The 19,079-nt window shown below is 40.6% G+C and carries 18 protein-coding genes and 1 tRNA gene; 7 read left to right on the top strand and 12 right to left on the bottom strand.

Annotation, left to right across the window (positions count from 1 at the left end; genetic code table 11):
- Window positions 1-26 precede the first annotated feature (26 nt).
- Window positions 27-1,253, bottom strand: coding sequence for a cysteine desulfurase-like protein (locus BM266_RS10230; RefSeq protein ID WP_093409170.1), 1,227 nt, complete (start codon window positions 1,251-1,253; stop codon window positions 27-29).
- The gene (locus tag BM266_RS10225) at window positions 1,253-3,616 is read right to left on the bottom strand and encodes a S9 family peptidase (protein ID WP_093409168.1); all 2,364 of its coding nucleotides are present in this window, start codon (window positions 3,614-3,616) and stop codon (window positions 1,253-1,255) included. Before BM266_RS10225 ends, BM266_RS10230 begins: the two co-directional genes overlap by 1 nt.
- 197 nt (window positions 3,617-3,813) lie before the next feature.
- On the opposite strand from BM266_RS10225, the gene BM266_RS10220 reads away from it, so the two are divergent.
- Complete coding sequence (locus tag BM266_RS10220; protein WP_093409166.1) at window positions 3,814-4,641, top strand: DUF5602 domain-containing protein; 828 nt, start codon at window positions 3,814-3,816, stop codon at window positions 4,639-4,641.
- A gap of 83 nt (window positions 4,642-4,724) precedes the next feature.
- Window positions 4,725-6,272 (top strand): M20/M25/M40 family metallo-hydrolase, encoded by a 1,548-nt coding sequence (locus BM266_RS10215; RefSeq protein WP_093409164.1) that lies wholly within the window; start codon window positions 4,725-4,727, stop codon window positions 6,270-6,272.
- A 73-nt stretch (window positions 6,273-6,345) separates the two neighbouring features.
- On the opposite strand, the gene BM266_RS10210 is transcribed toward BM266_RS10215, so the two are convergent.
- The 3 genes from BM266_RS10210 to BM266_RS10200 all read right to left on the bottom strand — a co-directional run bounded on the left by BM266_RS10210 (window position 6,346) and on the right by BM266_RS10200 (window position 8,178).
- Window positions 6,346-6,711, bottom strand: coding sequence for a hypothetical protein (locus BM266_RS10210; RefSeq protein ID WP_093409163.1), 366 nt, complete (start codon window positions 6,709-6,711; stop codon window positions 6,346-6,348).
- Between the two features lie 58 nt (window positions 6,712-6,769).
- The gene (locus tag BM266_RS10205) at window positions 6,770-7,756 is read right to left on the bottom strand and encodes a DUF1028 domain-containing protein (RefSeq protein WP_093409161.1); all 987 of its coding nucleotides are present in this window, start codon (window positions 7,754-7,756) and stop codon (window positions 6,770-6,772) included.
- Window positions 7,757-7,872: 116 nt separating this feature from the next.
- A complete protein-coding gene (locus tag BM266_RS10200; protein WP_093409158.1) occupies window positions 7,873-8,178 on the bottom strand; it encodes a hypothetical protein in 306 nt (101 codons plus the stop codon).
- A gap of 113 nt (window positions 8,179-8,291) precedes the next feature.
- Here BM266_RS10200 and BM266_RS10195 point away from each other — a divergent pair.
- Window positions 8,292-8,363, top strand: a tRNA-Arg gene (locus BM266_RS10195).
- Between the two features lie 426 nt (window positions 8,364-8,789).
- Here BM266_RS10195 and BM266_RS10190 read toward each other — a convergent pair.
- From BM266_RS10190 to BM266_RS10170, 5 genes are all read right to left on the bottom strand, one after another.
- Window positions 8,790-9,584 (bottom strand): cation efflux transmembrane domain-containing protein, encoded by a 795-nt coding sequence (locus BM266_RS10190; RefSeq protein ID WP_093409156.1) that lies wholly within the window; start codon window positions 9,582-9,584, stop codon window positions 8,790-8,792.
- 151 nt (window positions 9,585-9,735) lie between these two features.
- The gene (locus tag BM266_RS10185) at window positions 9,736-10,347 is read right to left on the bottom strand and encodes an SCO family protein (protein ID WP_093409409.1); all 612 of its coding nucleotides are present in this window, start codon (window positions 10,345-10,347) and stop codon (window positions 9,736-9,738) included.
- Window positions 10,334-11,128 carry a formylglycine-generating enzyme family protein gene (locus BM266_RS10180; protein WP_245760419.1) on the bottom strand — a complete coding sequence of 265 codons (795 nt, stop codon included), beginning with the start codon at window positions 11,126-11,128 and terminating at the stop codon, window positions 10,334-10,336. Before BM266_RS10180 ends, BM266_RS10185 begins: the two co-directional genes overlap by 14 nt.
- Before the next feature lie 10 nt (window positions 11,129-11,138).
- A complete protein-coding gene (nirK, locus tag BM266_RS10175) occupies window positions 11,139-12,599 on the bottom strand; it encodes a copper-containing nitrite reductase (RefSeq protein ID WP_093409153.1) in 1,461 nt (486 codons plus the stop codon).
- 453 nt (window positions 12,600-13,052) lie between these two features.
- Window positions 13,053-14,765, bottom strand: a complete 1,713-nt coding sequence (locus BM266_RS10170) for a Na/Pi cotransporter family protein (protein WP_093409152.1) — start codon at window positions 14,763-14,765, stop codon at window positions 13,053-13,055.
- A 186-nt stretch (window positions 14,766-14,951) separates the two neighbouring features.
- Here BM266_RS10170 and BM266_RS10165 point away from each other — a divergent pair, with 186 nt between their 5' ends.
- From BM266_RS10165 to BM266_RS10150, 4 genes are all read left to right on the top strand, one after another.
- Window positions 14,952-15,539: a HupE/UreJ family protein gene (locus tag BM266_RS10165; protein ID WP_093409149.1), complete on the top strand. Its 588-nt coding sequence runs from the start codon at window positions 14,952-14,954 to the stop codon at window positions 15,537-15,539.
- A gap of 64 nt (window positions 15,540-15,603) precedes the next feature.
- A complete protein-coding gene (locus BM266_RS10160; RefSeq protein WP_093409147.1) occupies window positions 15,604-16,035 on the top strand; it encodes a deoxycytidylate deaminase in 432 nt (143 codons plus the stop codon).
- Window positions 16,032-17,624 (top strand): S41 family peptidase, encoded by a 1,593-nt coding sequence (locus BM266_RS10155; RefSeq protein ID WP_394333123.1) that lies wholly within the window; start codon window positions 16,032-16,034, stop codon window positions 17,622-17,624. Before BM266_RS10160 ends, BM266_RS10155 begins: the two co-directional genes overlap by 4 nt.
- 9 nt (window positions 17,625-17,633) lie before the next feature.
- Entirely contained in the window at window positions 17,634-17,939 is a 306-nt protein-coding gene (locus tag BM266_RS10150; protein WP_093409141.1) for a hypothetical protein, read from the top strand.
- On the opposite strand, the gene BM266_RS10145 is transcribed toward BM266_RS10150, so the two are convergent.
- Entirely contained in the window at window positions 17,931-18,536 is a 606-nt protein-coding gene (locus BM266_RS10145) for an FAD-dependent oxidoreductase (RefSeq protein WP_093409139.1), read from the bottom strand. The genes BM266_RS10150 and BM266_RS10145 overlap by 9 nt on opposite strands.
- A 3-nt stretch (window positions 18,537-18,539) precedes the next feature.
- Window positions 18,540-18,737 carry a hypothetical protein gene (locus BM266_RS10140; RefSeq protein WP_093409136.1) on the bottom strand — a complete coding sequence of 66 codons (198 nt, stop codon included), beginning with the start codon at window positions 18,735-18,737 and terminating at the stop codon, window positions 18,540-18,542.
- Window positions 18,738-19,079: the final 342 nt, after the last annotated feature.

Below are 19,079 nucleotides of genomic sequence, written 5' to 3'. Positions count from 1 at the left end.
AAATTCTGAGATCGCGGCTTTTTATTTTAAAGGATCTTTTTCAATACCTCAATCAGTCTTTTCACTTCATCGGCGGTATTGTAATGTACCAGGCTTATTCTCACCACCCCATTTTTTTTCTCCAGGCCGAGATCTTGTATAAGCTTTTTAGCATAGAAGTCCCCAAACCTGATTCCGATGCGATGCTCATCTACCTGTTTTACAATTTCGTCGCTTTTCATTTTGGAATGCACAAAAGAGATGGTAGGCACCCTTTTATTTCTATCGGCTTCTGGATAACCTATAATTCTTATTTCAGGATTTTCATTAAGAAATGTCAATAAAGGGGTGCTTATCCTTTCTTCATACCTGGCGATAATATCGAAGCTTTTGGCCAGCTTTTCAGGAGTATCTAATTTTTTTGTGCTGCGGAAATGCTCCCGGTAGAATTCCTCAAAATATTCGGTAATTCCCAGTAGACTGTAGGTGAGTTCAAAATTGAAATTTCCCGGCTGAAACTTATAAGGCACATCCTTCTTGCCGAAAAAATAATGGTTTATCCCGTCCATTTCATACAGTAAATCATATTTTCCGTACATAACAGCAAGGTGGGGGCCGTAGGTTTTATACCAGCTAAAGACATAAAAGTCTACATCCAATTCTTTTACATTTACTTGCCTGTGGGGTGCATAAGCCACTCCATCAACACAAATCAATGCTCCGGCTTTGTGTGCAATCTCAGTGATCTCTTTTATAGGATTAATCGTCCCAAGTACATTTGAGGCATGATTTACTGCAACCAACTTGGTACGCTTAGAAAGCAATTCCTTTAGTGCAGAAAGATCCAGTTCCAGGGTTTCGGGGTTTACTTTCCAAATCTTTACCTTAATACCTTTCTCTTCGAGATCGGTCCAGGGGGAGACATTGGCTTCGTGATCGGTGTTGGTGACGATTACCTCATCCCCTTCCTGCCATTGTTTGCTTAGGCTAAGGCTTAAAATGCGTAAAAGCATACTGGAGGATGGCCCTATCACAACCTCTTCAGGACAGGAGGCATTAATAAATTTTGCAACCTCATTGGTTGCGTAACTCAATTTCTCTCCGGCTTCTCTGGAAACTTTATAAGAAGCACCCAACTGTACATTATGATGCAAAAGATAACCGCTTATTCTCTCGGCTACCTTAGAGAGGGTCTGGGAGCCCCCGGCGTTATCCATATATGTGAATTCCTGTTCCAGTGCCGGAAATTGCCGGCGTACAAAATTGATGTCCATTACTCCAGGAGGCTTTCGTTAAATAGTTTTAAAATACGCTTGTATTCATCGGTCCAGCTGCTCGGTTCTACAAAACCGTGATCTTCCACAGGATAAACCGCCATCTCCCAGTCATCCTTTCCGAGTTCTATAAGGCGTTGAGCAAGCCTTACCACATCCTGAAAATGAACGTTTACATCCAGCATTCCGTGGGCGATCAAGAGGTCTCCTTCCAGTCCTTCAGCAAAATAAATAGGCGAAGATTTACGATAAGCGATTGGATCTTTGGAAGGTTCATTCAGAATATTGGAGGTGTACCCATGATTGTAGTGTGCCCAATCGGTCACCGAGCGCAACGCGGCTCCTGCTTTAAAAGTTTCAGGTTCATTAAACATTCCCATTAAGGTGATGAAGCCACCGTAACTACCACCGTAGATCCCAACTTTCTCAGGATTAATGCCATGATTTTCTATGAGATATCTAACTCCGTCTACCTGGTCACTCAAATCTTTTCCGCCCATATGGCGATAGATCGCTGTTCTCCAGTCACGGCCATAACCTGCACTCCCTCTGTAATCTATGTCGATAACGGTATAACCAAGATCGGTTAAAAGATTATGGAACATATATTCCCTGAAATAGCTACTCCACCATTTATGCACATTCTGAAGATAACCTGCACCGTGAACAAACACTACGGCCGCGTCGTTTTTAGTTGCTTCGGTTGGTGCGTAAAGTCTTGCAGGGACCATAGCGCCGTCTTCAGCTTCAAATTCAATCATTTCAGGTTCGCGCCATTGGTAGGAAGCGAATTCTTCTGTTTGTCCTTCGGTTAATTTTTCAGCTTCGGCATTGGCACGGGTTTTCTTAAGATACAACTCCCAGGGTTGGTTGCTGTATGAATGCCTGATGGCCATATATTTCCCGTCTGGTGAAAGATGAACTTCATTATTCCCTTCCATCTGGGTTAACTTTTCCATTTTTCCACCCATTACCGGCATCTTGTAAAAATGGCGTTCCCCAGGACCGACTTCCGAAGTCGTCAAAAACCAGTGTTTTTTATCATTGGATAATTCGGGATTAAAAACTTCAAATTCCCCATTGGTAAGGGCTTTTTTATTTCCGGTATCTACGTTGAGTAAATAGAGGTGAGAATAACCTGTTTCCTCACTTTGGAAATAAATATGTTTGTTATCGGGAAGCCAGCCAAATGTGCCTCCGCCGTAAAAAGTGTAGCCCACACCGGGACCTGCGATCCAGGCTTCATCACGCTGGCGGTCCAGATTTTTTAATTCGCCGTTCTCAAGGTCTATTGAAACTATCCAGCGATCTTTATTGTCTTTAGAATGGATATTAACCACCGCTTTTTCTCCATTATCAGAAAAATAAGCTCTGGAGGGAATCACTTCTCTTTCCATCTTCTCCCAGTCGCGATCGGGATAGTCTTCGGTATAATCGGGCAGGTCTTCCAGACCCGGAAGAGATTCAGTATTTAGCATAAAAACTGTATCCTTCTCAAAATTATAAATAGCCAGTTCTACGGTAATCTCATCCTCTCCAACTTTTGACCGGGCAGGTAGATTAACTGTATATCCAGATTCATCAACGTAATTAGGCACATCGGTGCTTTTACTGCTTTTACGGGTAATGAGGTTGAAAGTAGCATATTTTGCATTGGGTGCCACCTGTAGATTGCTAATTGTACGATCTTCAAGATAAAAAGTGAAATCTTCTTTTTCGGCAACTGCCTTGCGGTGGGCTTCTGTTTCTTCTTTTTTAATCTTTCTTTCATTTACAATCCTGAGAAGTTCCAGGTTTTCTTCTTTAACCCAATCATCCTTTTCAGAAGTGTCCTCGGTTTTTTCTTCTTTCTTTTTGCCTTTTTCAATTTTAGTAAGTTGATCGATCCGGGCATTTTTTAGGTCGAAGAGATAGGCATTGTTTCCTGAGGTAAAAGTCACAAGATTCTCATCGGCCATGAATTGTGGACCTTCGATTTCTTCTGAAAGGTCAATCAGCTGGGTAATCTCACCGGATTTAAGATCGGCAATGGCCAGGCTCTCATTTTTAATAATGAGCTTTTTTGTTCTTTTTTTATTAAAATCGCCTGCACCGGGAATCATTTCTCTGCGTTCTTCCAGGCTTACTTTCCGGATGGCAGATTTATTCTGAACATTGATTTTATAGAGGGAATCTCCCGGATTCCCTTCAGGATTGTAATTAAAATAAATATTCTGGCTATCGTAGCCCCATTTAATATTTTCGGGAAAAGTTCCCATCCAAGAGGGATCCTGCATTATTTTTTCTACCGAGAGATCACTTTGTTGCGCAAATACAGGTACGAAAGCAATAAATAAAAGGAATAGGAGTGAGTTTTTTTTCATAAAAGGAAGAGATAAGCGGGCGTTAGCCCGGGAATTTTACAATGGTTGAGGTTTGTTGATTTTTATGATTGAAGAGCCAATATAGTTAAAATTTTGTTACGGGTTTTCCTGTAATTTCCTAGCAACAGGAAGTTATATTTTGCATCCATTTTTCATTTTTTTTATATTTAAAACATTGATAACTAAACATTTGTATTATGAAAAAATTTTTAAATAATGAAATTACTTTTGGAAAGTTGCTTTACATTTTTCCATTTCTTTTATTGCTTTTTACTGCTTGTGAGCAGGAAAATTTGCCTGCTACTCAGATCGACGAGGTAAATCTGGAGATGGAGAAAAAAGCTGAAAAAGCTGAAAAAACCAATACCTTTTACGGCCCGGCAGTTCTTTTTGGAAATGGTGTAGTTCGCAGCCTTGTTACCATGAGCCACGAAGGAGATCCGGTGGAGATTGGGTTAAAAATGTCAGAAAAAGTACTGGATAGATTACCTTCACATATTGAGGAATTTAGCCTGGAAATTCATAAGAAAGCAGATAAACTACCTTTCGATCATATAGATCTTGGCTGGATGGTAGAAGGCCATGAACCATTCTTTTACGAATTCCCTCATTTTGATATTCATTTTTACATGATATCGGAAGAAGAAAAAATGGAAATCACCGACGATGAAAAAGCCGAAATTCTTCCTGAGCTCCAATACTGGCCTGTTAGCTATTTTCCGGGTCCCGGTTATGAACTTTATATGGGGAAACACTGGTTGAGCGAAGATGCTCCTGAACTTGAAGAAGGCGGTTTATTTTCACAAACATTTCTTTATGGTTCTTATGATGGGGCGTTTATTTTTCTTGAGCCTATGATCACTATGGAATACCTGCAGGAAAGACTGGATGAAAGTTTTGAAATCCCACAACCGGAAAAATATCAGGTAAGCGAGGTGTTTTATCCTACCCGTTACCGAATAAGTTATGATGAAACCAAAAAGGAGTACAGGATTGTTTTATTCGATATGATCTGGATAGATTAATTATTCATGTATACCTGACAAAGAAACTGTCGCTTGCGGCGGTTTTTTTTGTGATATATTTGAAAAAATAAAATTAATACGCAATGAACAACAAATTACTCGCAGTACTCTGTGCTTTTTTGGTTTCAGTGACAATTTCTGCCCAAGAGGACCGGGTTGTTGAAAACATTATTAATGAAGTCAACGAGAACTCTGACTTAGAGCAACTCGCCCATGAATTAATGGACGTTGTTGGTCCCAGACTTGTGGGCACGCCACAGATGGAAAATGCTCACGATTGGGCAGTGAAAAAATATGAAAGCTGGGGCATTTCTGCCGAAAACCAGCAATGGGGAACCTGGAAAGGCTGGGAGCGCGGAGTTACCCACGTAGATCTTATTGAGCCAAGAGTTCAGAGCCTGCAGGCGCGCCAACTGGCCTGGAGTCCTTCTACTAAAAGGAAGGGCGTTACGGCCGAAGTAGTTTTACTTCCTGAAGCTTCTGATTCTCTTGATTTTGTAAAGAATCTGACATCAGTAAAAGGCAAAATCGTACTGGCTTCCATGTACCAGCCTACAGGGAGGCCCGATGAAAACTGGGAAGAATGGGCCACCGAGGAATCTTTTCAGAAAATGAAAGATCAGCGCGAGGAGCAGGAACAGGCCTGGAGGGAAAAAATGGAAAAAACCGGACACAATAACAAAAGTCTTCACCTTGCCCTTGAAAAAGCAGGTGCTGCTGCTATTGTGACATTATACTGGTCCCGCGGATTTGGAGCTAATAAAGTTTTTGGGGCTTACACCCAAAATATTCCCACTATTGATATGAACCTGGAAGATTACGGCCTTGTTTACCGTCTTGCAGAATATGGCGATAAACCTGAACTTAGAATTGTGGCTGAATCGGAAGATATGGGCGAAGTACCAGCATTTAATACTATCGCGAGAATTGAAGGCACCGAAAAACCGGAAGAATATATTATTCTTTCTGCGCATTTCGATTCCTGGGATGGCGGAACCGGTGCGACAGATAATGGTACTGGTACTGTGGTGATGATGGAAACAATGAAAATTTTAAAGAAACTTTATCCTAACCCAAAACGAACTATTATTGCCGGACATTGGGGGAGTGAAGAGCAAGGCTTGAACGGTTCTCGTGCCTTTGTAAAAGACAATCCTGAAATTGTAGAGAATGTTCAGGCGTTATTTAACCAGGATAATGGTACTGGAAGGGTGGCCAGGATAAACGGCCAGGGATTCCTGCACGCTTACGATTACCTTGGAAGATGGATGGAAGCAGTCCCGGATGAGATCAAGTATGATATTGAAACCACTTTTCCCGGAACGCCTTCCGGAGGAGGCTCAGATCATTCTTCTTTTGTGGCTGCAGGCGCACCAGGTTTTATGTTGAGTTCGCTTAGCTGGAATTACTGGAACTATACCTGGCATACCAACCTGGACACTTACGACAAGATCGTTTTTGATGATGTGAGAAGAAACGTGATCTTAACTGCTATCCTAACCTATATGGCGAGTGAAGATCCTGAAACGACTTCCCGTGAGAAAAGGGTGCTTCCTGTTAGTAGAAGAACGGGAGAGCAAATGACCTGGCCGGAACCAAAAGATGCGACACGAAGAGGAGGCCTGGATTAAATCAATAAGAATTTTCCAAAAAAAAATCCGTAGTTCTAATGAGCTACGGATTTTTTTTATGTTGCTGATATTTTTATCCTTCCAAAGGTGCGCCAACCGGAATTGAACAGGAATGCCCCGGTTCTCCGTGAGGCGGATTGATCTTAGGAGTTGAGCTCTTCAATCGCACCGGAGACTGAGTACTTGTGTTTTGCTGGGTAGAGGCTGCCTGATCTAAAGGTGCTCCTACCGGAATATCACAGCGGTGAAAAGGTTCCCCATGTTTAGGATTCAATTCGGGAGCTTCTGAACTACTGGCGCTGCTTTCCTGAGTAGTGGAATTTACACTTGGTGTCTCTCTGCTGGTTTCAGTTGTTTTTTCTTCATCCTTACAAGCGGTAAAAAGCCCGAAGCTTACCACAAGGATAGAAAGTAATATTTTTGTTGCTGAATTTTTCATAAGGGTTAAATTTTTTCCTGATTTGCTAAGGTAATAAGAAAGACAGCGAATTAATAATCTAATCGGTGAGTTGCTTCAATTCTTCGTCACTAACATCTAAGAGCCCGGCTTTTGGTAATCTCTTTAACATTTCACGCCAGTTTTTATCTTTTTTGAAGATCTTATCGAAAACAGGCTTTGCTTCCTTAATTTCTCCCGCATTGGCCAGGGCTACCGCCTTCCAGAATTGCATCTCCAGGTTATCGGGGAACATTTTTTCTGCGGCACCATATTCCTCCAAAGCCTTATCTACGTCACCATCTTCCATGGCAAGATCGCCACGATTCATATATTCATAGGCACGGGCGGTTCTCAGGAGCCGCCCCAATTCCTTAATAGGTTCAGCATGATCATCTACCCGAAGATCTATCTTTTTATCTTTCCAGCTTTCTTCTACTCTATTTGCTCCAACTACAATCAAGGCTGCCGACTGTTTTCCACGGATATCACCACCTGTTTCCTGGGCTGCCTTTAAGGCTTCTAGGACCCTTTCAGCCAGGGGAAGATGAGAATTACGGCTGAAACTCTCTGCCATTGCCGGCACAGTCTCTTCGTTAAGCATCATATTGGCCTGCACCGAAAAATTTTCATCGGTTATATGGCTGGCAGCTTCTACACAGTTCTGGCCGGTAAATGCTGCAGTGTTTCCGTGGCTATCCAAAAAAGCCACCTGTCTGTATTCCCGTCCACTATCTGAATTGGCGATTTCTTCTAAAGCTTCTACTGCAGTTTTCCCTTCTTCCATTAATTTAAGTCCGCGCGGTCCATATTCCGGGTTTACAAAAGATTGGGTGGCAACCACCCCAACGCCACTTTTTCCCCAGGCTACTAATGGTCCTACAGAAAACCAATGGCTTTGCACTCCAACTGCCATTTCACCGGTAGCAGTATCTCTGGCAACAATAGAATAGGTATGGGCAAATGCCTCTTTTTCAACTCCTGGATTTTGAGAAAAAACCGGCAGGCATAATAAAATGGCCATAGCCGAAAGTAAAATTGTTTTCATTTTTAATTATTTAGGTATTAAAGGTATGCAATCTTCTTTAAGGAGTATGATGCCAACTCGGATGTATCCTTGAAAAAACTTCATTCCGGAAAAAGCAGATGTATTAAAGAAACCGCTTATTCCTTTTCTTTGATATTGTTTACTTCAATATAATCGGGGCCACCATCTACGGGATAACCTTCTACTTTTTCTCCTTCAACGCTAACGGTTTTGCCTTCAAATTTGCTGAGGTCTATCTTTTCACTTCGAAGCGCGTAAAAAGTATCTTCGGTAGTAAGGGTATGACTTCCATATTGATAAGAGGTAATCCCTGTAGCTTCAAGGGTTCCGGTAAGCTGCAGTTGATTACTTTGACCTTCTGGTGAATTACAGGTGTTGGCAAATAAAAAGATGAAACTGCTTATAGTTGCGAGTAATTTCATAATGCAAAAGTTAAGTTCAAACTGAAATTACAAAGTTTCCAAATGCTTTGCGAAGTTTTATGAGGGAATTTCAATTTTTTCTCAAAACATTATTATTTTTGTGGCCCTTGTGCGGCCTCGTAGTTCAATGGATAGAATAGAAGTTTCCTAAACTTTAGATCCAGGTTCGATTCCTGGCGAGGCTACTGGGAGTGTTTTAACCAAAACCAAAACCTTGTTAATCATATGATTTTCAAGGTTTTGGTTTTTTTTGATATCAAGTGATATTGATTGATATCATCCATTTTGGTTCACAAATCGTCAACATTTTCGATGCTTTTTATAAACTCTAGGGGCTAAGCAGGGTCAAACACCTATTTGTGCCCGTATTATGCTAAAAAAAAAGTTAAACATCAGTCTGAAACGAAAGGCTGATATAGACCTGTAGGATCCAAATAAGAAACGACTAAATAGTTTAGACCCATTCTGCCAGGAGCTAAATGAGTTCTTAGACCAGGAATACCTGAACAGGCCAAAGATCCTTACGGCTATACCCAGTTTATGGAACATTACCGTTTCAGGTGTTAATTGAAAAGGTACAAAATCTCCGCATATAGCGCAGACAAACCAATTTACTTCCCAACTTTAAGTATCCTGATGGCGCCCTGAATAACCAGTATAAATACAATGGTTCCAATAATCAGGTCGGGTTTGCTGGAGTTAAGCCAGTTTACCAGAAGACCTGCGGTAATCACTCCCAGGTTTATGATCACATCGTTTGAAGTAAAGATCATACTTGCTTTCATATGGGCTTCCTCTTTGCTCTTAGATTGCTGGAGTAAATACAAAGAAAAGGCGTTTGCCAAAAGAGCAAAAATAGAAATGATGATCATAGTATTGAAATCGGGGAGTTCTTCCACCATAAAAAAGCGTCTCAAAACCTCGGCAAATCCGACAACGGCCAGAATTATCTGGAAATAACCGGCGAGGTTCGCAATGCTCTTTTTTCTTGAAAGGGTGCCGCCTACGGCAAGAAGACTTATTCCGTAAACGAAGGAATCGGCCAGCATGTCCAGACTGTCGGCAACCAATCCCATGGACCCTGAAATCAGGCCCGTAGTCATTTCGATGATAAAAAAAGCGAAATTTATAGCGAGTACCGTCCAAAGCAATTTTTTCTGAGTTGAATTTTCTTCGAAATTCGTTTGGTCGGTAGGCTCGGAGGATAATTTGTGTGCTCCTAAATTCAGTTCCTGAAGGGATTTTTCGATTTGATCAGGTTGACCAATATGGAAAACGCTTAATTTTCGGTTGGGGATATCAAAGTCCAGGTTCTTAATCCCGGGAATTCCATCAAGCTTCATCCGGATAAGATTTTCCTCCGAAGGGCAGTCCATTTTAGAGATTTCGAAATTCGTTTTTTGCATTTGTAATCTGTCTTTCCGAATTGGCTATAAATGTAAGACAATATCTAAACGGGGCCAATGCCCATCAACAAAGCTTTTCATTAGTATCCGGAATTAAAAATACTTAGGAATCTCTAAATTTTTACAGTGAAGTTTAGCAGGAAGTGTTTAATTAATCGATGGCATGCTGCTCGATAGTATCGATAGTTTGAGTATCATTGGTGCCTAAACCCTCTTTCTGATGCACCATAACCCCGTCTTTGTCAAAAACACTTATAATATTGGAGTGTGAAAAGTCCATTGGAGAAATGCGTTTATAATTTACCGCCAGCACTGCAGCAAACTCCCGGGTATCCTCTATATCTCCCCGAAGGAACAACCATTGGTCATTATCCATTTCGTTCTCTTTAGCGAAGGCTTTTAGGCGTTCGGGGGTATCTACTTCAGGATCTATACTTACAAAAACATACTTTGTCTCTCTATTAGCTTCTTCTGAAACTTTTTTCTGAATGTTCCTCATATCGGCTACCAGCCTTGGACAGGCAGCCTGACAGGAAGTATAGATCATCACCATAACCAGCACCTCACCACGTAATTCTTCCAACTGAATATCTTTCCCTTCCTGAGTAGTCCAGGAAGATGGTAGTTGAAAAACACTCATCTCCGGTAGGGGTTCGGCTTCAGCCTGGACCACCGGCTCGCTTTTTTCACTTTTGTCCTCGTTATTTTTACAGGAAGCCCCTAATAGCAGAATGCTAAGGAACATCAATTTATAAAGCTTCATTGGCTGAATTTTCTTTTTCATTACTATCCTGTGCACATCTGAAACCCAGGTTTCTGATGGAATAATTTCCCTTTACACTGCTTCGGAAGGCATAGCGCATAAAGGCCGCATAATTCATGAGATCGGAAGAACCAATCGCTGCACTTCCGCAAAAGAGATTGTTATCCTGATTTTCATCACGCCTTGTTTCTCCTGAAATGATCACCGAATTAAAATCGGCGGTCCATTCCCAAACCATTCCATGCATATCATAAACACCCCAGTAATTTTCATAGGTGCTTCCCACCTCCTGGTGAAAAGATTTTGGCTTTTCATACCAGCTTAGGATAAATTCGTTATAACCATCCTTTTTTCGTGCATCGGCAGTTTCTTTATCGGCCATGGCTACATATTCCCACTCATCAAGAGTTGGCAGGCGCTTTCCCTTCCATTTGCAATATGCCCTGGCTGCGAACCAGGAGACATTGGTCACGGGAGCATTCTCCAATTCATCAGACTTCAGTTCAGTATCATTCTTCCAATGGTCTAAATACCGGGCATCGGCGAATAAGGCTTTGACTTCAGATTTTTTCCATTTGGGGTTTTCCTGTACAAACATCTGGTATTCCCTATTGGTAACCGGGTACTTATCTATTTTGAAATTTTCAACACTAACGGGCAGAGAATCGTTTCCGTAGAGAGGAATGTATGTTCCACCCTCTATTTCTGCCATTTCTGATTCCTGTGAAAAACCTGAGGCCATTATCAAAAAACATATTCCTAAGAGGACTGGTTTATACATTAAGCTCATTTTAATTCCTTCGCTGCGCTTTTACCATTTCTTCGGTAACTTCGGTGCCATTATTGCCCCAGTTGTTATATATATAAGTCAGGACATTGGCAACTTCCTGGTCACTTATATTTTGAGCGGTCATCACACTATTGTAGGTTTCTCCGTTTACCGTGATCTCCCCTGATTTTCCGTGAAGCACGATATCTATAGCTCTTTTCACATCTTCATTCAGGTAATCGGCTTCGGCAAGTGGAGGAAACACCTGGGGTATTCCTTGTCCGTTAGCCTGGTGACAGGCCACACAAGTACGACCGTAAATGTTTTTACCCAGTTCCATTTTTTCTTCTAAATCAGGATTGTCTGATGGACGGGAAGCGGCCAGTTCATCTTCATCGACCGGCATTTCCTGAATTCCTCCACCTTCAGGCTGATAAATACCTTCCTCGATCTTTCCTGAAAACACCTTTTTATTTTCTTTCCCTTCGGCTTTTAATTGTGCAAGAGCGCCTTTGTTAAATGCTCTGAAAATTGAATGGTCTACCAAAATATATTCTCCCGGGGCCTCGATTTTAAACTCTACTATTGCTGCACCACCGGCGGGAATTAAGGTAGTCTGAACATTTTTATTAACCAGCTCTCCGCCTTCAACATAAACTTTATCGAATATTTCTCCAATCACGTGGAAAGAAGAAACCAGGTTTGGACCTCCGTTTCCAACATAAAGTCTAACGGTTTCGCCCACTTCAGCAGTAAGTGCATTATCCCCGGTCATTGATCCAACTTTCCCATTAAATACCACATAATCGGCGTCTTCATCAATAGCTTTCTGCATATCGAAAGGTTGTAAACCGGGTTCTCCAAAGCTGCCTTTGGTATAAAAATCTCCCTGCATTATGTAATATTCTCTATCTACTTCCGGCAAGCCCTCTTCGGGTTCTACCAGGATTAAGCCATACATTCCATTGGCTATATGCATCCCAACGGGTGCTGTGGCACAGTGATACACATATAAGCCGGGATTTAATACTTTAAATGAGAATACCACTTCGTGTCCGGGAGCCACAAATGAAGATTCGGCACCTCCACCTGGGCCGTTAACAGCGTGTAAATCTATATTGTGCGGTAATTTATTATCGGGATGGTTTTTCAAATGAAATTCTACTTCATCTCCAACTTTAGTACGTATGAAACTTCCGGGAACAGTGCCGTCAAAAGTCCAGTAAACATATTTTACCCCATCGGTCATTTCACTTTCTTCTTCAATAACCTCCATATCGACTACCAGCTTTTTAGCTTTACGTCTGCCTGTAGGTTTAGGAACCAGTGGCGGGGCAGTTAATTCGGCATTCATGGTTTGACTTACTTCGATTTCTTCAGCCTCTTTGGTATTGTCTTCATCATTTTTACAGGATGCAAATAGTATTAAAAGTGAACTAAGAAATAAGGTGAGGATAGTAGGTTTAAAATTCAGTGTTGCCATAATTATTTTTGGTTGGTAGCTAGGTTGAGTTAGTTAAAAATTAGAGTTTTTTTATCAAAAAAACTATATAATTTTTAACTAAGCGCAAAAATATATAAATATATGCCATTATAAAGCGAAAAATTTACTTAAATTCTAAAATCCTTAAACTACACCTAGAGCACAATAAAATATTTACACTGCCATTTTTATTTTAAAACTGAAGATCAGAAATGATTATGTAGGAGCTCTTCCCATTTAAAGTCCGACCTTTGCAGCTGCAATTTTCTTTGGAATTCGAGGTCTTACAATATGATTTATGTAAATTTAAGATTCCTGACAGACCTACTTTATGTTATAGAGAATTCTAAATCTTAACATAATGAGAGATGATCGATTAGCAAATCTGTTGAAATTTCTGTTTCTCATGGGTGGTATTCTTCTTGCTGTTTATATCGTGGCCAGGATGTCTGGTTAAGAACTAACATGGTTTTCAACCTCCGGCTTTTCCTTTTCTGTTTCAGAGTTGTCCAGGGTTGTGCCTTTTTCTAACTTCCAGTAAATAATGGAACTACATAGATTATCAAGCGCAGAATGGCTTTGCTTGATTACATTGGTTAAGGTGGAAACTGGCACGGCATTTTTTCCACGATGAGTTAAATGCTCGTAAAGATAGTTTATGGTTGCATTATAAAAATCCTCGTTTTCCTTTAACCATTCGGTTGGAAGACTAGCTTGCAATTCAGGTTCAACCTCCTCCGCAATTATAAAATCCCGAATTTCCTTTAATCGAATACTCATATGGTTGCTCAACATTTTAAGAATTTCGGTTCCCAGTTTATCATCACTATCCAGAATAAACCTGATGTTGTGCATTACATCCTTTATATCTTTGGCGCCATAGATCATAGATCGTAAGCCCATCATACTGGCAGTGAGTTGCCGTGCTTCCTCAATATTAAGATTTTTCTCCTGGAGTTGGGCATAATATAATGTGAGTTCGTCTTCCAAACGCTTAATTTTTTCATATTTCCTGGTAAGGTTTGTGGCACTGCTAAATATTTTTTTCCATTGCGACTCCCTGTTTTTATCCCTTGTTCCTAATTGGAAGCAATCGAGAATAAACTCTTCGGTATAAAGGAATATTTGATTAAGCTCTTTATCCAGTGCATTTATTGCCACATCCGGCACTTCAGGGGGAATATTTTTAACGAATAAGGTTTCTCCCTGAGGAACGGCTTTGGCGAACAGGCTTTTTAGAAATTTAGTAAATGGCTTAAGAAACGGGTAAAACAACAGGATACCGAAGAGGTTGAGAAGGGTATTCAGCAGAACCAATTCCATCAACGGGTCGTTTATCCCGAAGATAGAATAGGTGAAATTCACCAGTTCTTCTATAAAGAAAAAGATAGAAATCCCGGCAACCAGATTAAAGATCAGGTGGGCAACTGCCAGTCTTTTTTTATCGGCAGTGCCGCCCAGGGAACCGATAATCATTGTGGCTGTTGTACCGATATTAGCACCAATTATTATCGCAACGGCCTGAAAAATATCAATAAGTTGGGCATTTAGTGCGCTTAAAATAATCACTATTAAGGCAGAACTCGATTGTAATAAAGCGGTAATAACGATTCCAGCTAAAAGAAACGCCCATAGACCATAGTAAGCAATTTCAGTCATATCCATCTGATTAGCAATACTTTCTATGGAGTCCTTCATAAAATCAAGCCCAAGGAAAAGCAAACCAAAGCCTACTAAAAAACCGCCCAGGCTTTTAAGAACCGGCCTGGAATTTAAGAACAGGTAGCTTAAAATCCCTACGGCCAGGAAAGGAAAGGAAAAGTCGGCAATATTCATTTTAAAACCAAGGGCAGCCACCATCCAGGCGGTAAAAGTAGTACCCAGGTTTGCCCCCAACACAACCCCAAGGGAATTCTTTAATCCTATCATTCCTCCTCCCAGGAATGCCAGGACTAAAAGGGTAACCATAGAGCTGCTCTGTAAGATGGCAGTAACTACGGTGCCGGTTATGATCCCTTTCCAACTTTTATTGGTAAAACGCTGAAGCAACTTTCTAAATGCTTTGCCGGTTAAACCTTTAAGCCCTTGCTCAAGATGATGCATCCCGAAGAGAAAAATCCCCAGGCCTGCTGCGAACATCCAGAAATCAAAACTGGTAGCTTCCATATCTATTTTTGCGTATAATAAAGATACTTAAAGTAATAGATTTAAAAACTCTACTTCCACATTTTCGCGCGGGAAAGCCAGCAGACCTTAAAATAACTTCTCTTATTTCCGGAACATTATAATTCGGGCTCCTTTTGTCATTTTACCAATATATTGTATTTTCGGGCATTTCATAACCCTACTATTATGTCCCAATTTTGGTTGTACTTCAGGCTTGGTCTGGAACACGTTCTGGACTGGCAAGCCTACGATCATATCCTTTTTCTAATAGTTCTGGTGGCTGCATATAGTTTTACCAGTTGGAAAAAGATCGTTTGGCTGGTCACCCTTTTTACCCTGGGTCACACCCTGGCACTTTTTCTTTCGGTCTATGAAATCGTAAAAGTAGACCCGGCCTGGGTAGAGCTTTTAATCCCTGTCACGATAATTGTCACCGCTATCTATAACATATTCACTGCGGGACGGAAAGAGCACAATAAAAATGCAAACCTTTTATACTTCACCACGATTTTTTTCGGATTGATACACGGGCTCGGCTTTTCCAGCTATTTTAAGATGGTAGCTTCCAATACCGACAGCTATTTTCTTCCTCTTATAGAATTTGCTCTCGGAATAGAAACTGCTCAAATTATTGTAGTACTTGGTGTTATGATTCTCGCTTTTATTGCTCAGAATATATTCCAGGTATCGAAGCGGGATTGGGTGTTGGTAGTCTCTTCTATAGTTATAGGAATTATTTTGCCCATACTTCATGAAAATTTTCTAGCTATTTAATAAATTAGCCAGTTAATCACACTTACAATATTTTATAACCCAATGGGTTATTAGCCTATATACTATGAATAAGATAAAACAGCTTAAGTTTGATAAAGCCTATTTAAGAATAGCCCGGGAATGGAGTAAACTTTCTCACTGCAATCGCAAACAGGTTGGCGCACTTATTGTTAAAGATAGAATGATAATCTCTGATGGCTATAACGGAACTCCAAGCGGTTTTGAAAACTATTGTGAAGATGACGAAGGATACACCAAATGGTATGTTTTACACGCTGAAGCCAATGCTATCTTAAAAGTAGCGGGCTCTACCCAATCCTGCCAGGGTGCAACTTTGTACATTACCATGTCTCCGTGTAAAGAATGCAGTAAGCTTATTCACCAGTCGGGAATTACCCGCCTTGTGTACCATATTGGTTACAAAGACAACTCAGGCCTTGAGTTCTTAAGCAAAGCCGGAGTGGAACTTGAACAAATAAACGATTTGGAAGATTGAAAGGAAATTACAAGATATATACGCCAATGTTACTGGCAATGGCCTGCGCCCTGGGGATATTTCTCGGGACACAGCTTAATTTTTCCTCTCCTTCAGAAGGTTTATTCTCCTCCAATCCTAAGAAAGAAAAACTCAATAAACTTATAGATTACATAGATTATGAATATGTAGACGACGTGAATACCGACAGCATTGTTGATATTACGGTAAACAAGATCCTGGAAAACCTCGATCCTCATTCGGTTTATATCCCTCAAACCGAATATGCCAATGTCACGGAAAATATGCAGGGAGATTTTGTTGGTATTGGGGTGAGTTTTTATAATGTGAATGATACTGTTGTGGTTATCCAGGCCCTGGAAGGCGGACCCAGCGAAAAATTAGGCATCAGGGGTGGAGACCGTATTCTCTATGCAGATGACGCGCAGCTATTCAACAAAGATTTCAGTAACGATTCCCTTACCAGATACTTAAAAGGTGAAGAGAATTCTAAAGTGACTTTAAAAGTTCTTCGCCAAGGTATTGAAGACCTGCTTACATTTAAAATTCGCCGCGGCAGAGTCCCCATTAAGAGTGTAAATGCGGCTTATATGCTTACCGATAAGCTAGGCTATATCAAGATTAACCGTTTTGCAGAAACCACTTTTAAGGAATTCAGAAAAAGTCTGGAAAAGCTAGAAAAACAAGGTGCCACAGAAATTGCGCTGGATCTCCGCGATAATCCCGGCGGCTATCTTTCAGAAGCTATCAATATTGCAGATGAGTTTCTGGAAGACGATAAACTTATACTCTACACCAAAAATAAAAGTGGTGCTATTGAAGAAACCTACGCCCATCGCCAAGGGGCTTTTGAAAATTCCCCCGTGTATGTTATTATAAATGAGAATTCTGCTTCGGCCAGTGAAGTGGTTGCAGGAGCGCTTCAGGACAACGATGTAGGCACAATTGTGGGAAGACGATCTTACGGGAAAGGACTTGTACAGCGGGAAATGGAACTAGGAGATGGTAGCGCAATAAGATTAACAATTGCCAGGTACTATACCCCCACAGGACGCTCTATACAAAAACCATATGATAATGGAAATGAATCTTACTTTAAGGACTATGTGCACCGTTATGAAAACGGTGAATTTAAAAGTATAGATAGTATAGATGTAGACGATTCACTTAGATATGAAACTCCGGAAGGTAAAGTTGTTTACGGCGGTGGTGGGATTATCCCCGATGTATTTGTCGGGCGGGATACCAATGCCGAAATGGAAAATATTATCCTGATGCATAAAAGCGGTATGATGAGCCGGTTTATCTTTGATGAATTAGAAAAGAACCGGAAATTTTATAACGCTCTTGCCAGAGAAGATTTTAACGAAGAGATAGAGATTAGTGACGAAATGATTCGGGATTTTCTTCAGTTTGGAAGAACCGAAAATATCAATGTAAGGGTCTACCGGTATAAAGATGTTCTGAAAAAGTATCTTAAAGCTACGATGGCTGCGCAACTTTACGGCACCGATGCCTTTGAGAAATTGATAAACAATGGGGATAAAATAATTGAAAAAGTAATTGAATTGTCTGAGAAAAAACAATAAATTGCGTCAGTGAACGAACTCTATGAAAATTTCTTAATTTTTCTTATTGTATCCCCCCTGTTTTTCTTCATAATCGCTGTAAGCTTCAGGTTGTTGGATAACAGTGCTTTATTGTTTCTTCAGAAGGAAATACTTGTTACCAGCTCCAATGTTTCAGATGAATGTATCAAACACCAGATCTCTAATCATCCCGATATAGATTTTACCAAAAAACTAAAAACTGCGCTGCTCTACAAAAAATTACACCGGGCGTTTATAATCCTGATGTTCATTTCTGTACCTCTTATGCTAATCGGGTATTTTCTTTTAAACTAACTTATCGTGAACTTTGGTGTGTTCCCCGTTCCAGTCCGTTAGGATATCGGTGGCTACACTGGCACCGCTTCCGCAAGCAATTGCAAACTGACTTCGGCAACCGGAAAGGGTACCGGCCACATATAAGCCAGGTTTTACCAGGTGATCTTCATTTTTAAGCTGAATGCGATCTTTTTCAGCTTTTGTTTTTTTATGCGGAATAATATATTCCTCCATACCCCTTATTGTAAGTGAATTGGTATAGCCTACAGCAACTACGACATTTTTTGCCGAATAAGTGCCCTTATTGGTTATTACGCTGAAGCCTTCTTCCTGAGAAACAATTTCTTTTACTTTTTCCTTCTGAAGCTGTACAACCCCGGGATAGTTCTCTGCCAAATGTTTTGGCCCTTCTTTAAGGATCTTAGCGCCGGGAGTACCTGCGGGAATACCCAAAACATTATTAAAAAGCGCTGTTTGCAGATGCGAGGTTTTTTGGTGCATAATGACGCCCACCTCCTTGTCTTTCGCAAAATCTTTATCCAGGGCAGATCCCAGGATTAAAGCACAAGACATTCCTGCAGCACCACCGCCAATAATTAGCACATCAAAATCCATAGATTAAGCGTTTTGTTTCTTAGATATTTTACGGGAAAGCAATAGAATGACCATTAAAACAATCACGCATAAACTGGCAATAATTGCCATAACAGCTTTGGAACTATCTCCCTCAAACAGGCTGTTAAAATCAAGTATAGTAGAACTATAGCCAATGAGAACGATAGCTAGTAAAATAATACTATAAATTAAAATTTTCATATGTGTTTTATTTTAAATTTCTTCAATTGGGGCCAAAACTTCCCGTAGGGCTTGCTGCTCTATTATCGGTTTTCACTAATTAAAGTGTGCCATAGGCCCAATTTTAATGGTTTATCTATATTTAAGAGGTACGTGATTATAAAAGGATAAGAAAGATGTAAATTTTCATATGCGTGCTTCCAAAAGGTATTGCTACCTTTCTTTACGACAAGTGTTTGTGCTTATCCAGTTTTCGACTCAATTTCATACACAGGTTTAATTTCCTAGTAAAAAAAACGAGCTCCAGGTTTATCTTTAGGCTACCGGGGTGAGCCTTACATCAAATCCCAGTTTTCTAAGGTG

The organism is Salegentibacter flavus (genome assembly GCF_900115145.1).
Classification (GTDB): domain Bacteria; phylum Bacteroidota; class Bacteroidia; order Flavobacteriales; family Flavobacteriaceae; genus Salegentibacter; species Salegentibacter flavus.
Note: the sequence above shows the minus strand (reverse complement) of the source record. Positions and strands in the feature narration are given on the sequence as shown.